At 60.8% G+C, this 22744-nt stretch carries 16 protein-coding genes; 15 read left to right on the forward strand and 1 reads right to left on the reverse strand.

What is annotated here, in order from left to right:
- Positions 1 to 12: 12 nt before the first annotated feature.
- The 4 genes from DWW73_RS04340 (at position 13) to DWW73_RS04355 (ending at position 4889) form a co-directional block, all read left to right on the forward strand.
- A complete protein-coding gene (locus tag DWW73_RS04340) occupies positions 13 to 1482 on the forward strand; it encodes a S1C family serine protease (RefSeq protein ID WP_117778857.1) in 1470 nt (489 codons plus the stop codon).
- A gap of 247 nt (positions 1483 to 1729) precedes the next feature.
- Positions 1730 to 3958 (forward strand): NAD-dependent DNA ligase LigA, encoded by a 2229-nt coding sequence (ligA, locus tag DWW73_RS04345; protein WP_117778858.1) that lies wholly within the window; start codon positions 1730 to 1732, stop codon positions 3956 to 3958.
- A 119-nt stretch (positions 3959 to 4077) separates the two neighbouring features.
- Positions 4078 to 4470, forward strand: a complete 393-nt coding sequence (locus DWW73_RS04350) for a type II toxin-antitoxin system Phd/YefM family antitoxin (RefSeq protein ID WP_158563781.1) — start codon at positions 4078 to 4080, stop codon at positions 4468 to 4470.
- Positions 4467 to 4889: a PIN domain-containing protein gene (locus DWW73_RS04355; protein ID WP_117778860.1), complete on the forward strand. Its 423-nt coding sequence runs from the start codon at positions 4467 to 4469 to the stop codon at positions 4887 to 4889. Before DWW73_RS04350 ends, DWW73_RS04355 begins: the two co-directional genes overlap by 4 nt.
- 92 nt (positions 4890 to 4981) lie before the next feature.
- Here the strand turns inward: DWW73_RS04355 and DWW73_RS04360 are convergent, their stop codons facing one another.
- Positions 4982 to 6328, reverse strand: a complete 1347-nt coding sequence (locus DWW73_RS04360) for an MATE family efflux transporter (protein ID WP_117778861.1) — start codon at positions 6326 to 6328, stop codon at positions 4982 to 4984.
- A gap of 254 nt (positions 6329 to 6582) precedes the next feature.
- On the opposite strand from DWW73_RS04360, the gene DWW73_RS04365 reads away from it, so the two are divergent.
- The 11 genes from DWW73_RS04365 to DWW73_RS04415 all read left to right on the forward strand — a co-directional run bounded on the left by DWW73_RS04365 (position 6583) and on the right by DWW73_RS04415 (position 22289).
- On the forward strand, positions 6583 to 8418 hold the full coding sequence (locus tag DWW73_RS04365) for an ABC transporter ATP-binding protein (RefSeq protein ID WP_199413464.1): 1836 nt from the start codon (positions 6583 to 6585) through the stop codon (positions 8416 to 8418).
- Positions 8411 to 10309 carry an ABC transporter ATP-binding protein gene (locus DWW73_RS04370; protein WP_117778862.1) on the forward strand — a complete coding sequence of 633 codons (1899 nt, stop codon included), beginning with the start codon at positions 8411 to 8413 and terminating at the stop codon, positions 10307 to 10309. The genes DWW73_RS04365 and DWW73_RS04370 overlap by 8 nt, the downstream gene beginning before the upstream one ends.
- 215 nt (positions 10310 to 10524) lie before the next feature.
- Positions 10525 to 11562, forward strand: a complete 1038-nt coding sequence (locus DWW73_RS04375; RefSeq protein ID WP_117563642.1) for a hypothetical protein — start codon at positions 10525 to 10527, stop codon at positions 11560 to 11562.
- 234 nt (positions 11563 to 11796) lie between these two features.
- Positions 11797 to 12852 carry a GTP 3',8-cyclase MoaA gene (gene moaA, locus DWW73_RS04380; protein WP_233502285.1) on the forward strand — a complete coding sequence of 352 codons (1056 nt, stop codon included), beginning with the start codon at positions 11797 to 11799 and terminating at the stop codon, positions 12850 to 12852.
- Positions 12853 to 12856: 4 nt separating this feature from the next.
- Positions 12857 to 14158: a molybdopterin-guanine dinucleotide biosynthesis protein B gene (gene mobB / locus DWW73_RS10390; protein ID WP_117563641.1), complete on the forward strand. Its 1302-nt coding sequence runs from the start codon at positions 12857 to 12859 to the stop codon at positions 14156 to 14158.
- Between the two features lie 242 nt (positions 14159 to 14400).
- Complete coding sequence (locus DWW73_RS04390; RefSeq protein WP_117563640.1) at positions 14401 to 14985, forward strand: histidine phosphatase family protein; 585 nt, start codon at positions 14401 to 14403, stop codon at positions 14983 to 14985.
- A 248-nt stretch (positions 14986 to 15233) separates the two neighbouring features.
- Positions 15234 to 16079, forward strand: a complete 846-nt coding sequence (locus DWW73_RS04395) for a PRD domain-containing protein (RefSeq protein ID WP_117778863.1) — start codon at positions 15234 to 15236, stop codon at positions 16077 to 16079.
- A 118-nt stretch (positions 16080 to 16197) separates the two neighbouring features.
- The gene (locus DWW73_RS04400) at positions 16198 to 17637 is read left to right on the forward strand and encodes a PTS transporter subunit EIIC (protein ID WP_117635881.1); all 1440 of its coding nucleotides are present in this window, start codon (positions 16198 to 16200) and stop codon (positions 17635 to 17637) included.
- A 653-nt stretch (positions 17638 to 18290) separates the two neighbouring features.
- Positions 18291 to 19739 (forward strand): glycoside hydrolase family 1 protein, encoded by a 1449-nt coding sequence (locus DWW73_RS04405; protein ID WP_117563637.1) that lies wholly within the window; start codon positions 18291 to 18293, stop codon positions 19737 to 19739.
- Between the two features lie 236 nt (positions 19740 to 19975).
- A complete protein-coding gene (locus DWW73_RS04410) occupies positions 19976 to 21256 on the forward strand; it encodes an MFS transporter (protein ID WP_158563782.1) in 1281 nt (426 codons plus the stop codon).
- Between the two features lie 211 nt (positions 21257 to 21467).
- Positions 21468 to 22289, forward strand: coding sequence for an HAD family hydrolase (locus tag DWW73_RS04415; RefSeq protein ID WP_117563635.1), 822 nt, complete (start codon positions 21468 to 21470; stop codon positions 22287 to 22289).
- Positions 22290 to 22744: the final 455 nt, after the last annotated feature.

The following is a 22744-nucleotide window of genomic DNA, read 5'->3' on the forward strand; positions in this document are numbered from 1 at the left end:
AGGATCGCAGCCATGAGCGAGAACGATTCCCGGCGTCCCCAGGATGTTGGCAATGCCGGCGAGACTCAGCAACAGCCGCGCGTGCAGGTGGAGTCGACGCCTGCCGACGGCAACAACATTCCCTACGTGCAGGCCTACGACACGCAGACCGGAAAGCCGCTGGGCAGCCAGCAGGTTGTAAACAAGCACACAGTGGTCAAGACCAAGACCAAAAAGCTGCCGATCTTTATTACGGCGCTTGCCGGCTGCGCCTGCGGTGCTCTGCTGGTCATCGCACTCATCATGAGCGGCACGCTCAACATTGGCGGCGGAAAGAATGCCGTGACGGCGGGTGCTTCGGGTTCATCGACGCAAAAGATTACGATTGATTCCGAGGACACCACGCTGGCCGAGGCCGTTTCTGCCAAGGCCCTGCTCTCCGTGGTTTCCATTACCGCCACTTCGAGCGGCGGCCAGAATGGCTCGCTTTCGCAGTCTGCCGACGAGTCGAACAACTCGGGCAGCGTCGGTTCGGGCGTAGTACTCGATACCGAGGGCCATATCCTCACCAACAACCACGTGGTCGATGGCTATGACCAGTACGTGGTGACCATGGACGACGGCACCACCTACGAGGCCGAGTTCGTGGGCAACGATGCCTCGAGCGACCTAGCCGTCATCAAGCTCAAGGACGCCGACGCCTCCAAGCTCACGCCGATTGAGATTGGCGACTCCTCCAAGCTCAACGTGGGCGAGTGGGTCATGGCGATCGGTTCGCCGTTTGGCAACGAGCAGTCTGTCTCCACGGGCATCGTGTCGGCGCTCTACCGCTCCACGGCCATGAGCTCTACCAACGGTAACACCATCTATGCCAACATGATCCAGACCGATGCCGCCATCAACCCGGGCAACTCCGGTGGCGCGCTCGTCAACGACAACGGTGAGCTCGTGGGTATTAACTCGCTCATCGAGAGCTACTCGGGCTCCAGCTCGGGCGTGGGCTTTGCTATTCCCGTTAACTACGCCAAGAACATTGCCGACCAGATCATCGATGGCAAGACGCCGGTGCATCCGTACATGGGCGCCACGCTTTCGAGCGTCAACGCGCTCAACGCCCGCACCAACAAGCTGAGCACCGATAGCGGCGCGTATGTGGCGAGCGTCGTTGAGGATGGTCCTGCCGCCAAGGCCGGCATTCAGGAGGGCGACGTCATCACCAAGCTGGGCGACGACGAGATCACGAGCGCCGATGGCCTGATCATTGCGCTGCGCAGCCACGAGGTGGGCGAGAAGGTCGAGATCACGCTCATGCGCGGCAAGGAAGAGAAGAAGGTCACCGTCGAGCTGGGCTCCGACGAGGAGCTGCAGAACCAGCAGCAGAACGACAGCGCAACCGATACTGGCAACGGCGGTATTACCGACGAGCAGCTGCGTCAGTATCTGGAGGAGCTGCTGGGCCAACAGGGCCAGGGCCAAGGCCAAGGCTATGGCCAGGGTTTCTAACGAGCCACTTCACACATATCGAAGCCAGAGGGGGCTGTCCCGCCAACGCGGGACAGTCCCTTTTTTCTTATTGATCCGTTGGGGACGGGGAAACGGATCATTTAGAAATGGCAAGGGCATGAGTTGATCGCGCGATCCACTCCGGTCTGGCGGCTGCCGATTCGATGCGGTTCGAAAGGGTTATTCGGCACCATGGCGACCGGTGGTACTCTTGTATCCGTTTGAAATCGAGCGAAGGAGTGCCGCTATGGAGCAATCGAGCCTGTTTGGTGACGGCGTGGACATCGATACCGAAACGCCCGCGAGCGCGGATGCCGCCGCACCGACCGACGCCCATGCCCAGGCGGCAGCGCGCGCGGCCGAGCTGCGCCACGAGCTCGATTACCACGCCTATCGCTACTACATGCTCGATGCGCCTGAGATCACGGACGCCGCCTTCGACAAAATGCTCGTTGAGCTGCAGGAAATCGAGGCGACCTACCCCGATTTGGTGACGCCCGACAGCTATACCCAGCGCGTGGGCGGATACGTGAGCGAGCAGTTTACGCCGGTCACGCACATGGCCCGCATGTATTCCATGGACGATGCCATGGGCCTGGACGAACTTGACGCGTGGCTCCAGCGCACCGAGGATGCGCTCGGCGCCGGTAGCGTCACCTATACCTGCGAGCTCAAGATCGACGGCTTGGGCGTGGCGCTTACCTACCAAAACGGCACCTTCGTACGTGCGGCCACACGTGGCGATGGCGCAACGGGCGAGGACGTGTCGCTCAACGTGCGCACTATCAAGGATGTGCCCATGCACCTGTCCGAGCCGGCGCTCGCCCACATGGGCGCCGACCGCGATCGCGCCATCGAAGTACGCGGCGAGGTCTATATGCCCAAGGGCAGCTTTGTGCGCCTGAACGACGAGGCCGATGCCGAGGGCCGCGACCCCTTCGCCAACCCGCGCAACGCCGCCGCCGGCAGCCTGCGTCAAAAGGATCCCAAGGTCACGGCGCGTCGCGATCTGGCCACCTTTATCTACGCAATCGCCGATACCGATCCGCTGCACGTCCACAGCCAGCGTGAGTTCCTCGACTGGCTGCGTAGCGCCGGCTTTAGCGTCAACCCCAACGTGGCGCGCTGCGCCACGCCGGTCGAGGTCCACGAGTTCTGCGCCCAGGCCCTCGAGCATCGCGGTGACCTGGACTACGACATCGATGGCGTGGTCGTAAAGGTCGACAGCTTCCAGCAGCAGCTCGACCTGGGCTTTACCGCCCGCGCGCCGCGCTGGGCCATTGCCTTTAAGTTCCCGCCCGAGGAAAAGCAGACCGTCCTGCGCGAAATTCGCATCCAGGTGGGCCGCACCGGTGTGCTCACGCCGGTCGCCGAGTTCGACCCGGTGACGGTTGCCGGCTCCACCATCGCGCGCGCCACGCTGCACAACATCGACGAGATCCGCCGAAAAAACGTGCGCGAGGGCGACACTATCATCGTGCACAAGGCGGGCGACGTGATTCCCGAGGTCGTGGGCCCGGTGCTCGACAAGCGCCCGGCCGACAGCGTTGACTGGCACATGCCCGAGGTCTGCCCCGTGTGCGGCAGCCCCGTTGTCCACGAGGACGGCGAGGTGGCCTACCGCTGCGTGTCCATCGACTGCCCCGCACAGCTCAAGGAGCGCCTGCTCCACTGGGTGAGCCGCGGTTGCATGGACGTGGACGGCCTGGGCGACGAAATCGTCGACAAGATGATCGCTGCTGGCCTGATCCACGATGTCGCCGACTTCTACCAGCTCACGGTCGACGACATCGCCGGCCTAGACACGGGTCGCGTGTATGCCAGCTCCAACAGCAAAAAGGGCGTCAAGAAGGGCGACCCCATCCCGGTGGGCCTCAAGACGGCCGAGAAAATCATCGCCGAGCTCAACAAGTCCAAGAGCCAGCCGCTCGGTCGCGTACTGTTTGCCCTGGGTATCCGCCACGTGGGCAAGAGTGTGGGCGAGGTCATCGCCGAGCGATTCCTGTCGATTGACAAGCTCATCTTGGCAAGCGAAGAGGACATCGCCGAGTGCGAGGGCATTGGTCCCAAGATTGCGGCGAGCGTCAAGCAGTTCCTAGCCGTGCCCGAGAACCTTGCCGTGCTGGAGCGCCTGCGCCAGGCGGGCCTGTCGCTCGAGGTTGACTTGGGTGCCGCGCACGCGCAAGCCGCAGCCGACGCTGGCGTGGCCGGCGAGCTCGCCGACGCACAGCCGCTCGCGGGTCTGACTTTTGTGCTCACTGGCACGCTCGTCAACCGCACCCGCGACGAGGCAGGCGCGGCGCTCAAGGTGCTCGGCGCCAAGGTTTCGGGCAGCGTGTCAAAGAAGACGAGCTATCTGGTCGCCGGCCCCAAGGCGGGGTCCAAGCTCACCAAGGCCGAGCAGCTGGGTGTGCCCGTGCTGGATGAGGACGCACTCGAGCAGATCTTGGCGACTGGTCAGGTGCCCCAGGCTTAAGGCGCTGATAATCAAATGGAAAGCCTATCGGAAAGTGTGATGCTTTCCGATAGGCTTTTATACACGTTAACATTAACGTGTATACTTAGCAGTGAAGATACATGTTGAGAGGAGCCGTTATGGTTACTGTCGCATTTTCGGAGCTGCGCCAAAACCTTACGCAGGTGGCCGAAAAGGTTGCCAATGAGGGCGAGGAGGTTGTGGTCTTCAAGCGGAGCAAGCCGTTGTTCAAGATCGTGCCGCTCGACTATCAAGGCCCGGTTGCAGTGGAATATGACGCTGCCCAGGAGCGCGGGGGTGCAAAGCCGACGCGCGGCTCGGACAAGCCCAAGCGCGACGTGGGTACGATGTGGCATCCCAAGATCACCTGGAAGGAGATTCGCGAGATGCTCGCGGAGGATGAGGACTACCAGGAGTATCTCGATATCGTGGCTAAAATGCCAAAGGGAACGCCGCTCGATACGATGACGGTTGAAGATGAAAAGCGCGTCGCGAGGGAGCGCTACCTATGAGGGCATTTCTCGATACCAATTTTCTGCTCGATTGCGTGCTTCCGGGCCGGCCGGAGCATGGGGCGGCGCAAACGACCAAGGGGCTCGTTGACGTGGGACTTATCGAGGGTGTTGTTTCGGCATGCTCTCTCAAGGATGCATACTACATTCTCACTAAACAGGCGGGCGAGGCGCGCGCCCGCGAGGTAGTGCGCGACTGCCTTAAGAGCTACTCGGTAGAGCCTCTCGACCAAGAAGCTTGTTTTGCCTCCGCCTATTCCGATGAGCCGGACTTTGAGGACGGCTGTATCCGTGCGATGGCAGAGCGTGCCGGTGTGGACTTTATCATCACACGCGACCGCGCCGCTTTTGTGCGCTCGACCATCAAGACCTTCTCGCCCGCAGAGTTCATCCGGGCGTTTCCGATCCCGGAGGAGTAGAGCCGCCATATCGGGGACTGTTCTCGACATGGCGGCTCTCCTGGGGTCGTCGCTGATGATGTCGTCGATGAGGGCGATTTCGCGTTGCCCCGCTACGCTGCTAACTTGTCAAAAGCCCCGCGCCGGTTGAGCACGGTAAATGCAATCACGCAGATGACCGCCGACAGAATCGAGCCGCACGGCGAGGCGATACCCATGGGGAACAGCGTGTCGGAATAGGCGTTCGACAGCAGCCATGCACCGGGCACGCGAATGAGTGCCACAGCCAGCACGTTGTGCGTAAAGCCGATGTAGCTCTTGCCGTATGCAGCGAAAAAGCCGCTAAAGCAAATGTGGATGCCGGCAAAGATTGCATCGAAAATATAACTGTGCATATAGCCGGTACCGGCCGCGACCACTGCGGGGTCCTTGGCAAAAAAGCCAATAAACGCCGGCGCCACCAGCCACATCAGCACCGTGATCAGGCAGCCGTACACCACCGAGATCGTCATGGCATCCTTGAGCACCTGACGCGCGCGTCCGCCCTTGCCCGCGCCGGCGTTTTGCGCCGTGAGTGCGCTGACGGTGGCACCCATGGAACTCGGCACAATGAACAAAAAGCTGATCATCTTCTCGACCAGGCCCACGGCGGCGGCGTCGACCAGACCGCGGTGGTTGGCGATGACGGTGATAAACATAAACGCCACCTGGATGCAGCCGTCCTGCACGGCCACGGGCACGCCGATTTTAAGAATGCTGCCGAGCACCTCGGGCTGGGGGCGCAGGTCGCTGCGCTTAACGTGGATGTTTGTGCGACGGCTCTTGAGCCACACGAGCGCGAGGGCAACGCTGGCCGTCTGCGCGGTCACCGTGCCGAGCGCTGCGCCCACGGGGCCGAGCCCCATGTGGCCGATAAACAGAAAATCGAGCGCGATGTTAATGATGCACGCCACGCCGATCACGTACATAGGCGAGCGCGAATCGCCCAGCCCGCGAAAGATGGCCGAAAGAATGTTGTACGCGGCGATAAACGGAATGCCGACAAAGCAGATGCGCAGGTAGGCAGCGGTGCCTTCGACCGCTTCGGCGGGTGTGCCAATGAGTGCCACGATCTGCGGGCACAGCGCGAGCAGGACAGCGGCCAGCACCACCGAGACACCCATAAACAGCGTGATGGTATTGCCGATGGCGGTCTCGGCGCGGTCGAAGCGGCGCGAGCCCACGGCGTGGCCGACGATGACCGTCGTCCCCATGGCCAGGCCCACGAGCGTCACGGTAATGATATAGAGCGTCTGCGCGCCGTTGCCCACGGCGGTGATGCCGGCGGCGCCGCTAAACTGCCCCATCATGTACAGATCGGCCATGCCGTAGAGCATCTGCAAAAAGTACGAGAGCATATAAGGCAGGGCAAAGACCGCGATGGTCTTGAGGACATTGCCGCGTGTGAGGTCGTGTTCCATAGGTGGGGCTTTCTGGCTGGGTTTGTTTTGCTACCAGTGTAGTGAAAACCCTATAACGATTGTAGAGTCAAGGTTTGTGTCGGCAGTGGGGCGAAAAAAGTCACGCTCGTAATCATTTCCGTTGAATACAGGCATAAGCCGTACATGCGTGGTGCCTGCGCTGGCCTTAAAGAAATCGGTTTCGCATCGCTTGACACCGTTGCCTGTCGCGCAATAATACGTGCGTTTGCGAATGACGTTTGACGGAGATGATGATGCGGGTGCGTAATCTCAAACTGCTGATGTCCTATCTCGGCGAATTCAAACGCGATTTTATCCTCGGCGTGCTGTTCATCGCCGTCGAGACTGCGCTTGAGCTCTTTATTCCCGTGATCATGGCTAACATCATCGACGTGGGCGTGCCCGCGCGCGACACCGGCTATATCCTGTTCCAGGGAGCACTCATGCTGGTGTGCGCGGCCGTGTCGCTTGTACTCGGCCTCGGCTATGCGCGTTATTCAGCACGTGTGGCGGTGGGCCTCGGCGCCAACCTGCGCGCCGCGGAGTACCGCAAGATCCAGACCCTCGCCTTCGGCAATCTCGATGAATACGAGACGAGCTCGCTGGTCACTCGCATGACCACCGACATCACCGTTATTCAAAACGCCGTAGGTAACGGCTTCCGCCCCATGGTGCGCGGGCCGGTAAATCTGGTCATGGGCCTCGTCTACGCTTTTGCACTCTCGCGCGAGCTCGCGGCGGTCTTTGCCGTAATTCTGCCGATGCTCGCCATCGTGCTCGGTATCATTACCGTGCGCGTGAGCCCGCTCTACCGCCAACTCCAGACCTCGATGGACCACCTCAACGGCGTGGTGCAAGAGGACCTTACCGCCGTGCGCGCCGTGAAGGCTTACGTGCGCGCCGAGCACGAGTGCGACAAGTTCGACACCGTCAATACCGAACTCGCCGGCACGGCGACCAAGACCTTCGGCACCGCCGTGCTCAACCTGCCGGTGTTCCAACTCTCGATGTATGTGGCTGCGCTCTCGATCCTGTGGATTGGCGGCCGCATGATCATCGAAGGTCGCTTGGGCGTGGGCTCGCTCACGGGCTTTATGAGCTACGTGCTGCTGATCATGAACTCGCTCATGATGATTTCCAACGTGTTTTTGCTGCTCACGCGCGCTCTCACGAGTGTGGGCCGTATCGCAGAGGTGCTCGATGAAGAGCCCGTTATCGCCAATCCTGTGGGAGACCTCGCGACTGCGACGCCAGGGGACGGCAGTATCGAGTTTCGCGACGTTTCCTTTAAATACCGCGCGGATGCAGCCGAGGATGTGCTCGAGCATATCGACCTTCGCATCGAGAGCGGCTCGACGGTGGGCATCCTCGGCGGCACGGGCTCGGGCAAGAGCTCGCTTGTGCAGCTGATCGCGCGCCTGTACGACGCCACCGAGGGCGCCGTGCTTGTGGGCGGACACGACGTGCGCGACTACGACCTGGTTGCCCTGCGCGACGCCGTGGGCATTGTGCTGCAAAAGAATGTGCTGTTCACGGGCACCGTGCGCGAGAACCTGCAGTGGGGCAATCCACAGGCGTCGGACGATGAGCTCCTCGCGGCTTGCCGCGCGGCGTGCGTGGACGAGTTCCTTGATCGCATCGGCGGACTGGACGGCGAGTTGGGCCAAGGCGGCGCCGGTGTTTCGGGTGGTCAGAAGCAACGCCTGTGCATCGCGCGCACGCTGCTCAAGCATCCGCGCGTGCTCATTTTTGATGACTCCACCAGCGCGGTCGATATGGCGACCGACGCTAAGATTCGCGAGCACATCGCTCGGATTCCCGATACGACCGTGCTCATCATCGCCCAGCGCATTGCGAGCGTCATGGATGCCGATCGCATTGTGGTGTTGGATGACGGTCGTGTCCACGGCGTGGGCACGCACGAGGAGCTGCTGGCGGGCGACAACATCTACCAGGAGATTTACGCCTCGCAGATGGAGTTTGCGGGGAACGCGGACGCCGGCGACGGCAGCGACGATGACCGCGCGAATGATCCGTTTTCCTTCGCCCCCAGCGGATCGACCTTAGAAGGGGGTGAGCGCCATGCCTAAGACCGCGGCCCAAGCACGTCCTGCCGACCTCAAGCGCACGGTGCGCCGCTTGTTCTCCTACATGGGGCATGCCAAGTTCTCGTTGCTCGCGGTGGGCGTGCTCGCCTCCGTTGCCGCCATCGCGAGCCTCGCCGGCACCTACATGGTGCGCCCCATCGTTAACGGTTTGGCCACGGGCGGGGAGGAGCTGCTCGCCAAGCAGGTCATCCTAACGGCGATCATCTACGCCGCGGGCGTGCTCTCGGCTCTGGGCTACTCGCAGATTATGGTGCGCGCGGCCCAGCGCGTGGTCTCCGACATCCGCCGCGACCTGTTCGCGCACATCCAGACGCTGCCGCTCAGCTATTTTGACAGCACGCGCTCGGGCGACATCATGAGCTTCTTTACCAACGACGTTGACACCGTCTCCGAGGCGCTCAACAACAGCTTTGCCAACGTGATTCAGGCCGCCATTCAGGTTGTGGGCACCACGGCCATGCTCATCATCCTTAACTGGCAGCTCACGATTATCACGCTCGTGTGCGATGCGGCCATTGTGCTGTATGCGCGCTACTCGGGCGCGCGCTCTAAGCGCTTCTTTGCCGCCCAACAGGCATCGCTTGGCGACCTGGACGGATATATCGAAGAGATGGTCTCGGGCCAAAAGGTCATCAAGGTCTTTAACCGCGAGGCGGCCAATGTCGCCGGCTTTACCTGCCGCAACGACGAGCTTCGCCGCACCGGCACCGCCGCCGTGAGCTATGCCAACTCCATGGTGCCCATGACCGTCGTGATTGGCTACGTCAACTATGCCATCGTCGCCGTGGCGGGCGGCATGCTCTGCATCAAGGGGCTCGCCGACGTGGGCGCGCTCGCGAGCTATCTGGTCTTTGTACGCCAGGCGGCCATGCCCATCAACCAGTTTACGCAGCTGGGCAACTTCTTGCTCAATGCGTTGGCCGGCGCCGAGCGCCTGTTTGCCGCCATGGATCTTGAGCCCGAGGCGGACGAGGGCCGCGTGGAGCTGGTGCAGACGGGCGACGCCGCGTGGGCGTGGAAGATTCCCGAGGGCCAGGGCGTGGGCGCGTATGGGCACCTGCGCGACGTGGCCGCTGTTGATGAGTCGGGCTGTGCGGTGGCCGCCGACGGAACCGAGCTTGTGTGCGGCTTGGTCCCGCTCGCCGGTGACGTGCGCTTCCACGCCGTGGACTTTTCCTACGTGCCGGGCACCCGCGTGCTCACGGACCTCAACCTGTTTGCCAAGCCGGGCCAAAAGATCGCCTTTGTGGGCTCCACAGGCGCCGGTAAGACGACCATCACCAACCTCATCAATCGCTTCTACGAGGTCGATGACGGCGAGATCACGTACGACGGCATCGATGTCAAGCACATTGCCAAGGCCAGTCTGCGTGGATCGCTGGGCATTGTGCTGCAGGATACACACCTGTTTAGCGGCACCATTGCGCAGAACATTCGCTTTGGCAAGCTCGACGCGACCGACGAGGAAGTGCGCGCCGCCGCCGAGGCCGCCTGCGCCGATTCGTTTATCCGCCGCCTGCCTAAAGGCTACGACACGCCGGTCACGGCCGATGGCGCCAACCTGTCGCAGGGCCAGCGCCAGCTGCTCGCCATTGCGCGCGTGGCTGTTGCCGACCCGCCCGTGCTCATCTTGGACGAGGCCACGAGCTCTATCGACACGCGCACCGAAAAGCTCATCGAACGCGGTATGGACCGCATCATGCGCGGACGCACCACGTTTATGATTGCGCACCGCCTGTCCACCGTCCGCGACGCCGACGCCATCATGGTCCTCGAACACGGCCGCATCATCGAGCGCGGTACCCACGAAGAGTTGCTCGCCCAGCACGGCGAGTACTGGCAGCTGGCGCATGGCTTAAAAGAGTTGGATTAACCCGTTCGAGCACGATGCTTTGGCCCTTCCGTGCCCCTCACCTCGCCTCAAACCATCACAACATTCGACGTTTTTTGCCAAAAACGGGAAAAGCATCGAATGTTGCGATGGTTTTTCTACCACTCGATCGGGCGGAATCGCTTTCTTGCGCACGAAGGTGTGCGGACCCGTGGGCAGGGGAATAAGGTTGGTTATCCGACTCCATTGGAGGGCTCATGGACCTGCCGATCGTCCTGTCCCATAAGACTGCTTGGCTGTACCACAACGTGGCGCGCCCGTCCGAGCCGCTCTCGCGAGCAAGCAGCCTATACGACGAGGACTCGCTTGCTAGCGAGGCGGAGCCGGCTGCGAGCCTGTCCAAATTGGGACTCGATGTCAAGGGGCTGAGGGCTTCAGCGGCAGTTGGGATCGTTACCGACTATCTGGTTTCGCTTGGTATTCCACGAGAAGAGCTCGGTCATATCGACACGCTCGTCAACTTCGATTTTGAGCGCTCGACGCCGGCTGGATTTAGGTGCCACGTGTTTGGGGCACCGGTACCTCCAGACCATCTTCTTGAGGTGGCAGAGGGCCTTCTAGTGGTTGATGAGGTCATGTGCTTTGTCCAAGCGGGTTCGTGGATGAGCGAGCCCGAGCAGCTGGAATATGGGTATGAAATCTGCGCCCGATACCATTTGAATCATCTGTCGACAGACGATTATATCGAGATGGGGCAGAGGTATACCGTTGCCGACTTGATTGCTTATTGCGATGAGAATCGATCTCGTCAGGGGGCCATACGCGCGGCCGCCGTGCTCAAACGCGTGCACGATGGCGCGCGATCGCCCATGGAGACGGCCACCGCAATCATGGTCGTAGCAAAACGTTCCCAGGGAGGGCTGGGATACGCCAAGATCGAGCTCAACCATCGGGTCGATGTTCCCAGCGAGTTCAAGTATCTCGCTAAGGCCGGGTATTTCGAGATTGACGTATATGCGCCTGCGAGCGGTACGGGAATTGAATACAACGGTTCGGACCATCTTGATAAACAGCGCAGCGCGTCGGATGCGGAGCGTATGACCGTGCTGAGCGCGCTGGGCTTTAGGATGATCGTCCTCACCGGGACTCAGTTTGCCCACCAGCTGCAATTGCACCGGGCGGTGAACGCCATCGCACTCGCTATGGGTCTCACGTGCGACCGAAGCGAAGCGTTCCAGAAACGTCAAAACGACCTGCGAGAATTCGTGATTCGACACTGGGGTGGTGGCCTTTAGGGGCGTTCTGGCCCTTCTACGGGGTGCTGTGGGCAGGCAGACCATCACAACATTCGACGTTTTTCGCCAAAATCGGAAAAAGCATCGAATGTTGTGATGGTTTGTATGCTGAGGATGGGCTTGGAAAGTCCGTTTTGCTCGAAGCGACCTGTCCTGTCGTACGGGTGTCGGCATGATTCTCTCGTGCGGTATTATGTTTTCCGAAGAATAAAACGCCGCGTGAGGGGAGGCTGCGTGGACGGGCACGTGCAACATGACGGCTTTGGTCGCGATATCAACTACCTGCGCATTGCCGTTACCGACAAGTGCAATTTCCGCTGCATTTACTGCATGCCGGCCGATGGCGTGGCGCCCCGCGCGCACGACGAGCTGCTCAGCGCCGAGGAAATCGCCCGCTTTGTGCGCCTGGTGGCGGGGGAGGGAATTCGCCGCGTACGCCTGACGGGTGGCGAGCCGCTGGTCAGCCGCCGTATTATCCCGCTCATTCGCGACATCCGCGCGATTCCGCAGATCGAGGACATCTCGCTTACCACCAACGGCGCCCTGCTGCCCAAGCTGGCGCCGCAGCTCAAAGACGCGGGGCTTAATCGCGTCAACATCTCGCTCGACACGCTCGACCCTACGCTCTTTGGAAAGATCACGCACCTGGGCCGGCTCGAACAGACCATGGCCGGCATCGACGCGGCGCTGGCTTGGGGCTTTGAGCCCGTTAAGGTCAACTGCGTTGTGGTGCGTCGGCTCAACCAGGATGTGGCGGCTCTTACGCGGCTGACCGTCGACCGCCCCATCCACCTGCGCTTTATCGAGTACATGCCCATCGGCGACGAGCGTACGAGCTCGCATTGCGCTGTGGACCCGCATGCGCCCGCGCTCAATCCCGAGCTGTGGGACGCGAGCGATACCGTGCCGAGCGACGAACTGCGGGCGCGCATCAATACCGGGGTCGCCGCGACGGGGCTGGCCGAGCTCGAGCCGCTCGACATCAACGACGCTCCTGCCGGCGCGGGCCCTGCGCGCTACTGGCACTTTCCGGGTGCGGCGGGAACGGTCGGCTTCATTAGCGCCATGTCCAACCATTTTTGCGCGAATTGCAACCGTCTGCGCCTGACGGCCGATGGCAACGTGCGTCCGTGCCTGTTCAGCGATGCTGAGTATTCGGTGCGTGAAGCGCTGCGCCGTGGTGATGATATGCAGGTACTTTCGATTTGGCGCGATGCCGTGGCCCACAAACCGCAGGAACACGCGATAATTGAGGGCACGCAACGATTTATGTCCCAAATCGGAGGATGATCATATGGCCAAGAGCAGGTACGCCGATGCCACCAAGGCCGCTCGCAGGGCCGCGATGTCTGCCCACAAAGTCACGGCTGCAGCGAATGCTGGCAACGCCGCCGTGCCCGCGCAGCCGACTGCCAGCGCTGTCACCGAGCCCGCCCGCGACGCCCGTCGCGACGAGCTGACGCATGTGGACGCCAAGGGCGAGGTTCGCATGGTCGACGTGTCCGACAAGGCCGAGACCCATCGCATTGCCATCGCCGAGGGCACCATCCTCATGCATCCCGAGACGCAGGCCATGGTGCTGCAGGACCGCGCCAAAAAGGGCGACGTGCTTGCCTGCGCGCGCGTGGCGGGCATCATGGCCATCAAACGCACGAGCGACATCATCCCCATGTGCCATCCGCTGCTCATTACCAAGAGCAAGTGCGACATTGCGCCCATCGCTCCGGCGGGGACGCCGGCCGAGGACGTGCCCGAGGGCTGGGCGCCGGCGCGCACGGATGGGCAGGTTGGCTTTCACGTACTGGTTACGGCCGGCGTGACGGGCAAGACCGGCATCGAGATGGAGGCCCTGACCGGCGCGAGTGCCGCGTGCCTTACGATCTATGACATGTGCAAGGCCGTCGATCGCGGCATGGAGATCGTCGACGTGCGCCTGCTGCACAAGGAGGGCGGCCGCTCGGGCGTGTGGGATCGCGCAGAGCGTCAGGCCGCTGCTGTTGAGGCCGTGGGAGCCGCGGGCGACGCACCCGCAAGCGCACCTGCCGCCATCGCGCCCGCAGCTCCCGCTCCGGCTGTCCCCGCGATCGCGTTTATCGGCTACCAAAACTCGGGCAAGACCACGCTCGTCGAGAAGGTCATCGCCGAGCTCACGCGCCGCGGCCTGCGTGTGGGTTCGCTCAAGCATCATGGACACCATGGCTTTGATATCGATGTTCCCGCTAAGGATACGTGGCGCCATCACCAGGCTGGCTCCAAGCACGTGGGGCTCATTTGCGCCACGCGCTGGGCGGAGTACGCCGACACGCGCGAGGAGGACGAGATGCCCGCGCGCGAGCTGCTGTCGCGCTACAACGATGTCGACGTGGTGATCATCGAGGGCTACAAGACCGAGGGCTTCGACAACATCGTCGTCGCGCGCTCCGGTGTCGACCGTCTGCGCGGCAAGAGCTCGCTCGACCTGGTCGACGGTCACACGCTGGCCCTTGCCTGCAACGAAGCCCTGGCGCGTCAGGCCTTCGACGCCGGCTTTGCGACCCGAGCCATCAACATCAACGACGCCCGAGCCATCTGCGATCTCATCCAAGACCACCTTTAAGGCTTGACGCTGCGCCGGCCCCAAGCACCCCATCTCGCCCCTCAAGCCGTCGCTCGCGTACCAAAGTACGCGTCGCTCCTCTTTCGGGGCGACCTGGGGCACTTGGAACCGGCTCGCTGCGCTGCCATAACATGCCAAAAAGGGACAGGCATCTTTGTGGTGGTTTTTGCAAAAAAGCTTTGACTTAAAGTTAGCTCAAGGTGTCATAATCGCTGACAAACGATTGCGATCACGGAGGCCTCATGTCAAAACTGTACTTTATGCGTCACGGTCAAACGCTCTTTAACTTGCTTCGTCGCAAGCAGGGCTGGTGTGACTCGCCGCTCACCGAGCTGGGAATCGAGCAGGCTAAAACTGTCGGTGCGACCCTGCGAGGGCGTGGCCTTACGTTTGACCATGCGTACAGTTCGACGTCCGAGCGTGCGTGCGACACGCTTGAGCTTGCGTTCCCCGGTCAGCCTTACGAGCGCGTCAAGGGCCTTAAGGAGTGGAACTTTGGCAAATTTGAGGGCGCGAGCGAGGATTTGAATCCGCGCCTGCCGTACGGCGATTTTTACAAGCAGTATGACGGCGAGGGCGAAGTCGAGTTTCGCGAGCGTATGATGGCGACCATCACCGAGTTCATGCAGCGCCCTGGACATGAGAGCGTGTTGTGCGTGAGCCATGGCGCCGCAGCGGCTCAGGTCATGCGCGGCGTGGGCGTGGAGCCGCTCAAGATGAAGCACCGCATTGGCAACTGCTGTGTGCTCGAACTCGACTTTGATGCTACTACCGGCACATTTGCTCTTGCAGATTTGTACAACCCCTACGGCACCCCGCGCGAGTAACATCGGGGCATCAGCCAAAACCACCACAAAGGGGCCAGGCACCTTTGTGGTGGTTTTGCCGTTTACAGGCGATTTCCTACCGTTCAGCGGACTTTCGCACCAATGGGGCTTACGCTGCATGCAAGTTTCATCCTACAATCGCCCACGTGCTCACAAGTTTGTTACTCCTCTGGAGGCATCACTTGCGCATAATAGAAGACGAGGAATATCGCCCCGTCGTCTAGCGCCGATGTCCGAGGAGTTTTTTCATGCTCATTTTAAAGAAGATCAACAATAACGTTGCTCTCGCCGCCAGCGATGACGGCCGAGAGGTTGTTGTCTTTGGCAAGGGCATCGGTTTTCACGAGATGCCCTACGAGCTTGCCGATGAGTCGCTCATCCAGCGCAAATTCTATAACGTTCCCGAGAGCCTGCAGGATATGGTCGGCACACTTCCCGACGACGTTCTGCTCGCGGCAAGCAACATTGCCTGCTTCGCATCCCAGCAGCTTGGTTGCAAGCTGTCCGGTGGCCTGCCCTTTATCCTGGCAGATCACCTGCAGTTTGCCGTTCAGCGCGACGACGACCAGATCAGCGCTCCCAACCCGCTCGAGCATGAGGTGGCTTTCATCTACCCGCGTGAGCTCGAAATCGGTCAGGCCGCGCTCGCCATCGTGCAAAAGCACACCGGCGCCAAGCTGGGTCAGAACGAGGCCACGAGCATCGCGCTCCACATCGTTAACGCCGAGGTCGACGGCATGGGCCGCGCCAAGGACATGGACTTCATCATGAAGAGCACCCGCGTGCTTGACGAGGTAACCCATTCCGTGGAAAAGCAGCTCGGCTGCTCGCTCGACACGGCGTCGTACTGCTACATTCGCTTTCTTGCGCACCTGCGCTTTTTGGTTCGCCGCCTTGTTAAGGGCAGCTGCACGCAGACCGAGAACTCCTCACTGTTTATGCAGGCCGCCCGCGATTTTCCCGAGGCCTACCAGTGTGCGTACGCCATCAACCGCGTGTTCGAGAAAGAGTTCAAGCAGAGCTGCTCGGACGAGGAGCTCTTGTATCTGATGATGCATATCAACCGTCTGCGATCGGCTTCGCAGACCGAGTGAGTAAAGCCGCCAGCCCGGCGGCAATCGCAACAATTCTTTTTGGTTTCTAACTGCGGGCAAGGTACCGGCTCGCGGTAGGGGATATTTTTGTCGAAATTTGGAAAAGAGAGGACAGATCATGGCAGGTAAATACGACGATCTTGCTGCCCAGATCGTAGAGCTGGTTGGCGGCAAGTCCAACGTCAAATGCGTCGCACACTGCATTACCCGTGTTCGTTTTAAGCTCAAGGACGAGTCGAAGGCCAATGACGAGGCAATCTCCGAGCTGCCCAACGTCATCAAGGTCATGCACGCCAACGGCCAGTACCAGGTTGTTGTGGGCAACATCGTCGAGGACGTCTACGACGCCGTTCTCAAGGCCGGCGGTTTTAGCGACGGCGGCGCCGTCGACGCCGATGACGACGATGCCGCTCCCAAGGGCGTTACCGATGTGATCATCGACCTCATCTCGGGCATCTTCGCCCCCATGCTCGGCACCTTCGCCGCTGCCGGTATCATGAAGGGCCTGCTGGCGCTCGCTACCTTCCTGGTCCCGAGCTTTGCCAACGACGGCGCCTACACGCTGCTCTACACCGTCGCTGACGGCATGTTCTACTTCCTGCCCGTGGTGCTTGGCTTTACCGCGGCCAAGAAGTTCAAGATGAGCGAGTTCAACGGCATGGCCATCGCCTTTGCCCTGGTGTATCCCACCATGGTTGCCCTGACCTCGGGCGAGGTTGTCGGCTCCGTCGAGCTCGGCTTTGCTGGCACCTTCTCTTGGTACACCACGTTCCTGGGCCTGCCGCTCATCATGCCTGCCTCGGGTTACACCAGCTCCGTTATCCCCATCCTGCTCATGGTCTGGTTTGGCTCCACCCTCGAGCACTGGGTTAAGAAGTGGATGCCCGCTTCTATGAAGATGTTCTTCACCCCGCTGATCGTCGTCACCGTTACCGTCACCCTTGGCTATCTGGTCATTGGCCCCATCGCCACGCTCATCACCAACCTGCTTGGTGAGTTCTTCGCGCTGCTGTTTGGCCTGCCCATGATCGGCTCCCTCCTGGGCTGCACCCTCGTCGGTGCCTTCTGGATGTGCCTGGTCATCTTTGGCTTCCACTGGTCGCTCGTGCCCATCGCGCTGGTCAACCTGTCCACTCTGGGCCACGACTACATCCTGGGCTCCGTTATCGCCCACTCCTTCTCGCTGGGCGCCGTGCTCTTCGCCATGTATCTCAAGAACAAGGACGAGAAGTTCCGCGGTATCGCGCTGCCGGCCATGATCTCCGCCTTCTTCTTTGGTGTCACCGAGCCCGCTATCTACGGTGTCGCCCTGCCCGATAAGAAGGCCTTCATCAACGCCAGCATCGGTTCTGCTGTGGGCGGCCTCATCATTGGTCTCTCCGGCGCCGTGGTGTACATGTCCGGTGGTCTGGGCGTCTTCAACTGGCTGTCCTTCATCGACCCCTCCGGTGTTAACGGCATCAACCACATGATCTGGGCTATCGTTGCCTCTTTCGTGGGTGCCGCCGTGGGCTTTGCGATCGAGTTTGCCACCTACAAGCCCGAGGCTGCCAAGTAGCCCAAACGACAAAGACTCGGTACCAAGCCGGCGGGGGGGGGGAGCGCCCCGCCGGTTTTTTTCAAAGGGGCTAGATGCCATGCGCTCGTCCGAGCGACTGCCCAAAATCAAAACCATGCCGGATTACGGGGCTGAAACGGTGAGTGCTGACCATACCCCGTTTTTCCGTAAACTGACAAGCCTCCTACCTGCGGTTTTGTCCTTGCCGTTTCTGGCATGCTCAAGGGGCACTGGTTCTGCCCCGTAAACCGGCATGGTTTTGAACCTGCCAATAAGGGACAGGTTTATTTTGGTCGGTTTTATCTGGGCAAACGTCGTCTCCGTCAGCTCCGTCCGCATATCTTAAGCCGGCATAGTTTCGATGGGTCGGTCCGTGCGCGTCCCGCAACATGCCTCGCCACGAAACCGGCCTATCTACTACGTTTAAGTGGTAGGGGCCAACCACACGGTGGTTTTTCGAAAACCGCCAAGCCGTCTACCTGCGGTTTTATTTTTGACAATTGCGGCGTGGTCGGGGGTTCACGACTAAACGTAGTAGATGGGCCGGTTTCGTGGCGGCCGACTCAACGCGAACTCCGATCGGGACGCAAATTACCTCGTGGACGCCGCTTCGGCGTCCACGCAACATCCCAACACGTACGAAAGGAGCCAACATGGCTTTTCCCGATGGATTTCTGTGGGGCGGTGCCACTGCCGCCAATCAGTGCGAAGGCGGATACAACGAGGACGGCAAGGGCCTCGGCGTTCCCGACATCATGACCGGCGGCACGGTCTCCGAGCCGCGCCACATTACCGACGGCATTCTGCCCCAGTACCACTATCCCAGCCACGAGGCCGTGGACATGTACCATCACTATCTCGACGACATCAAGCTTTTTGGCGAGATGGGCTTTAAGTGCTACCGCATGTCCATCAACTGGAGCCGTATCTTCCCCAACGGCGACGAGGCCGAGCCCAACCAGGCCGGCATCGAGTTCTACCGCCGTGTGTTCCAGGCCTGTCAGGAGCAGGGCATCGAGCCCATGGTCACCCTTAGCCACTATGAGCTGCCTTATGGTCTGTCCAAAAACTACGGAGGCTGGAAGAACCCCAAGCTCATCGATTTCTACCTCAACTACGCCCGCACCGTCATGACCGAGTACAAGGGCCTGGTGCGCTACTGGCTCACCTTTAACGAAATCAATTGCCTGCTCATGGGCGGCTTTGGCGGCGTGATGGGCGGCGGCATGGTGCCCGAGGCAACCGACACGCCCATGGCCTTTGGCGACTGCGACTGGGACGACCCGCAGGCGCGCTTCGATGCCCTGCACCATCAGTTCCTGGCGAGCGCCAAGTGCGTCACCATGGGCCATCAGATCGATCCCCAGAACAAGATCGGCTGCATGATCGCCGGCAACGCCTGCTACCCGCACACGTGCAATCCGGCAGACGTTCTGGCCGCACAAAAGCAGCAGCGCGAGATGAACTTCTACTGCGGCGACGTGCAGGTGCGCGGTGCGTATCCCTCGTGGGCGCCCAGCGTGTGGCGCCGCGAAGGCGTGCACGTGGAGGTTTCGCCCGAGGACGCCGCCACGCTGGCCGCCGGCAAGGTCGACTTCTACAGCTTTAGCTACTACATGAGCGCCACGGCCACGGCTGACCCGGTGCTGCTGGAGCAGGGCAACATCTTTGGTGGCGCCGGCAACGAGTACCTCAAGAAGAGCGATTGGGGTTGGGCGATCGACCCCGAGGGCCTGCGTTACTACCTGGAGGAGGTCTACGACCGCTACCAGGTGCCGCTGATGATCGTCGAGAACGGCCTGGGCGCGGTGGACGAGGTCGAGGCGGACGGTGCGATTCACGACGGCTACCGCATCGATTACCTGCGCGAGCATATCAAGCAGATGGAGATTGCCATCGAGGACGGCGTGGACCTGATGGGCTACACCATGTGGGGCTGCATCGATTTGGTGAGCGCCTCGACCGGCGAGATGAAGAAGCGCTACGGCTTCATCTACGTCGACAAGGACAACGACGGCAACGGCACGCTCGCCCGCAGCCGCAAGGACAGCTTCTTCTGGTACAAGAAGGTCATCGCCACCAACGGCGCCGACCTGGCCTAGCCAAGTCTCAACCAGCGTAAACGTCGCAACCACCACAAAGGGGCCAGGCGCCTTTGTGGTGGTTTTTGCTTTGGTAGATGTGTGGGACATGCCTTACAATCTACCAAGTAGTTCATGACGGGCGAAAAACGGAGAGAAGGGTCCTGATGCGTCCTTAATGTTTCATGCGGATAGATTGATTTGACAGACGGTGGCGAATGCCCACCGCCCGTATTCGTATGAAACAAGGAGTCTCCATGCTCGCATCTCTTCTCTCAAAACCTCAACCTTCGCTGTCCATGCAGGCCAAGCGCCTGGTAGCGATGCGCTTTCTCATCTACACCGGGTTTCAGACCAGCTACTTTATCGGCGTCATCGGAACGCTTACCTATGCGGACGATGCCTCGGTCGTCGCGACATCGCTGGCCGTCCTGTTCATGAACGTTTTCGTGATCCTGGGATCCTTTGCGGGCGGCGCTGCGCTCGACGCATGGGGTCCGCGCCGCCATTTCTTGCTGAGCATCGTCGGCACGCTCGCAACTGGCACGACAATCATCGCCTTTGGTAGCGCGACCGGCGTCGTCCTGCTCGGCGCGGTGTTTCTGGGCTTTGTGATGGGATTCGCCCAGCCCATCGCCACGTCCTATCCGGCCTACCTCACCGACGATCCTGTCGAGCTCAAAGACATCAACTCCGCCATCGCCATGTTTTCAAACGTGAGTATCATCGTTGGCCCCACGCTGGGTGGCTTTGTCGCGGCTGCTGCGTTGTCGCGCGCGGTGTTTGTTCTCATGATGCTCTTTACCGTGCTGGCGCTCATCGCCGGTTGGGGCTTTAGGCCGCAGACCAGCCATGTCGCCGGGGATGCGGATGCCGATTCGGCGGAGGAAGGGGAGCGTGCGGGACAAAGCTCCAACCCCAGCACATCCACCCGCGCCACCTTCGCAGCCAGCATCAAGACAGTCTTCACCAACAGTGTCCTCGCGCTACTTTTCTGCATCATTTTTCTTTCGAACTTTGGCTACGGAGCCTTCGATCCGCTCGAGTCGTTTTTCTATCGCGATGTCCTACGCGTCGGCGTTGAGTGGATGGGCTGGCTCTCGTCGGCCTCGGGCGTGGGCGCGGTACTGGGTGCCGTGCTCGCGCTCCGCTTGCCGCCGCACTTGGTCAACCTAAAAACGCTGCTCGTGGCACTTATGTCCGTGGGCCTGGGAAGCCTGCTCTATGTGGGGACGCCGTACGTGGGTGTGGCCCTTGTCGGTCAGGTCGCCCTGGGCATAGCTTGGGGTGTCGTCAACCCGCTCCACAACACCATCGTGCAGACGACGGCGCCGCTCGAGCAGCTTGGTCGCGTCAATTCGGTCATGGGCTTTGGCAATATGTTCGCTGGCGTGGCCCCGCTGGCGATTGCTCCGTGGCTGGCGGCGACGTTTGGCGTGCAGCAGACGCTCATCGGAGCAGGCATGGTCGTGACGGCAGTCCCCGCGGCGTTGCTGCTGTTTGGGCGCCGGCATTTTGATCGTGCCGCAAGGCAGTAAAGACCATCACAACATTCGATGAAAATCGCGATTTTGCCGAAAAACATCGAATGTTGTGATGGTTTGGCCCACAAACGCCACTTCCCCCACAAAGGGGGCCAGGCACCTTTGTGGTGGTTTTTGCTTTGACGGGCCGCGCCTGTGCCTTGGTATACCATGTACGCCGTTTGCGAATACACCCCACACCGCCGCACAACTCAGAAAGGCCCCCATGGACGCCACCTTCAGCCATATCAAAGCCGTGTTCTGCGATATCGACGGCACGCTGCTCACGAGCCAGCACACGGTGTCACCGCGCACCGTGGCGGCGATTCGCGCCCTGCGCGAGCGCGGCGTGCTCTTTGGCCTGTGCACCGGGCGCGACGCCCACGCGACCGAGGCCATGTACGAGCTCTGGGGCATCGAAGGCCTGGTGGACGTGATGGTGGGCTGCGGTGGCGCCGAGGTCATCGACCGCGCGCACGACATCAACGAGCTGAGCTATCCGCTGCCGGGCGAGACCATCGCGCGCATCTGCAAGCACATGGCGGACCTTCCGGCAACGCCCGTCTGCCCCCGAGACGGCGTGTTCTACGTACCCGAGAGCAACGCGTGCGTCGAGCACCTGTCGCGCGTCGACGGTGTGCCCTACCAGGTGGTCGATTTTGCCGAGTTTTTGCGCGAGCCGCAGCCCAAGGTGATGTTTACCATGGCGCCCGAGGTAATGCCGCGGGTGATTGAGCGGGCGTCGACGTTTGCCGATAACACTGTTAAGGCGGCGGCTCTGCAAACCACGCAGCGGCTCTACGAGTTCATGGATCCGCGCGTGTCCAAGACGCGCGGCCTTGTGCGCGTGGCAGAGCTCAACGACATGGATCTCCAGGACATCTGCGTGTTTGGCGATGCCGATAACGACACCTGCATGGTGGCTGACGCCGGCGTGGGCGTGGCTATGGCAAACGGCAGCGACGCCACCCGCGCCGCCGCCGATTTTGTAACCGCCAGCAACGACAAAGACGGCATCGCGATCTTTATTGAGGAACATCTGCTGTAGCGGGGGGGGAACTACCACAAAGGGGGCAGGCGCCTTTGCGGTGGCCTCAGGCGATTTGGGCGAATTGATACCTAAAATCTGCGCGCAAATTCAAATATGGTCGTCAGAACATCATGCTTCTAACCACCGATGGGTTTTTAGATATTCTCATCAATTTGGTAGGATATTCATCCCGGTTAATGACCCCCGCTCACGGTCGATTTTCGACCGTTCACAGGATGCTCGCTCTTGAGCAAAATGTTGTGCAAATAAAACTAATGCCATTAAAAAATAATACGCAACTAAATTACCAGCAGAAACAAAAAATAGATAGCGAATAAACGAAGGTAAATCTGAGCAAATGTCAAGAGAATTGAGAACTCGCTACAAAAATGTCGGTTTTGTTGCTCAGATGTTTAAACAATCGTTATAATTGCATTACTAAACGAGCGCAATTACAGATTGCGCAGATACGT

It is taken from the genome of Collinsella sp. AF16-8 (assembly GCF_003462695.1).
In the GTDB taxonomy this organism is placed as follows: Bacteria; Actinomycetota; Coriobacteriia; order Coriobacteriales; family Coriobacteriaceae; genus Collinsella.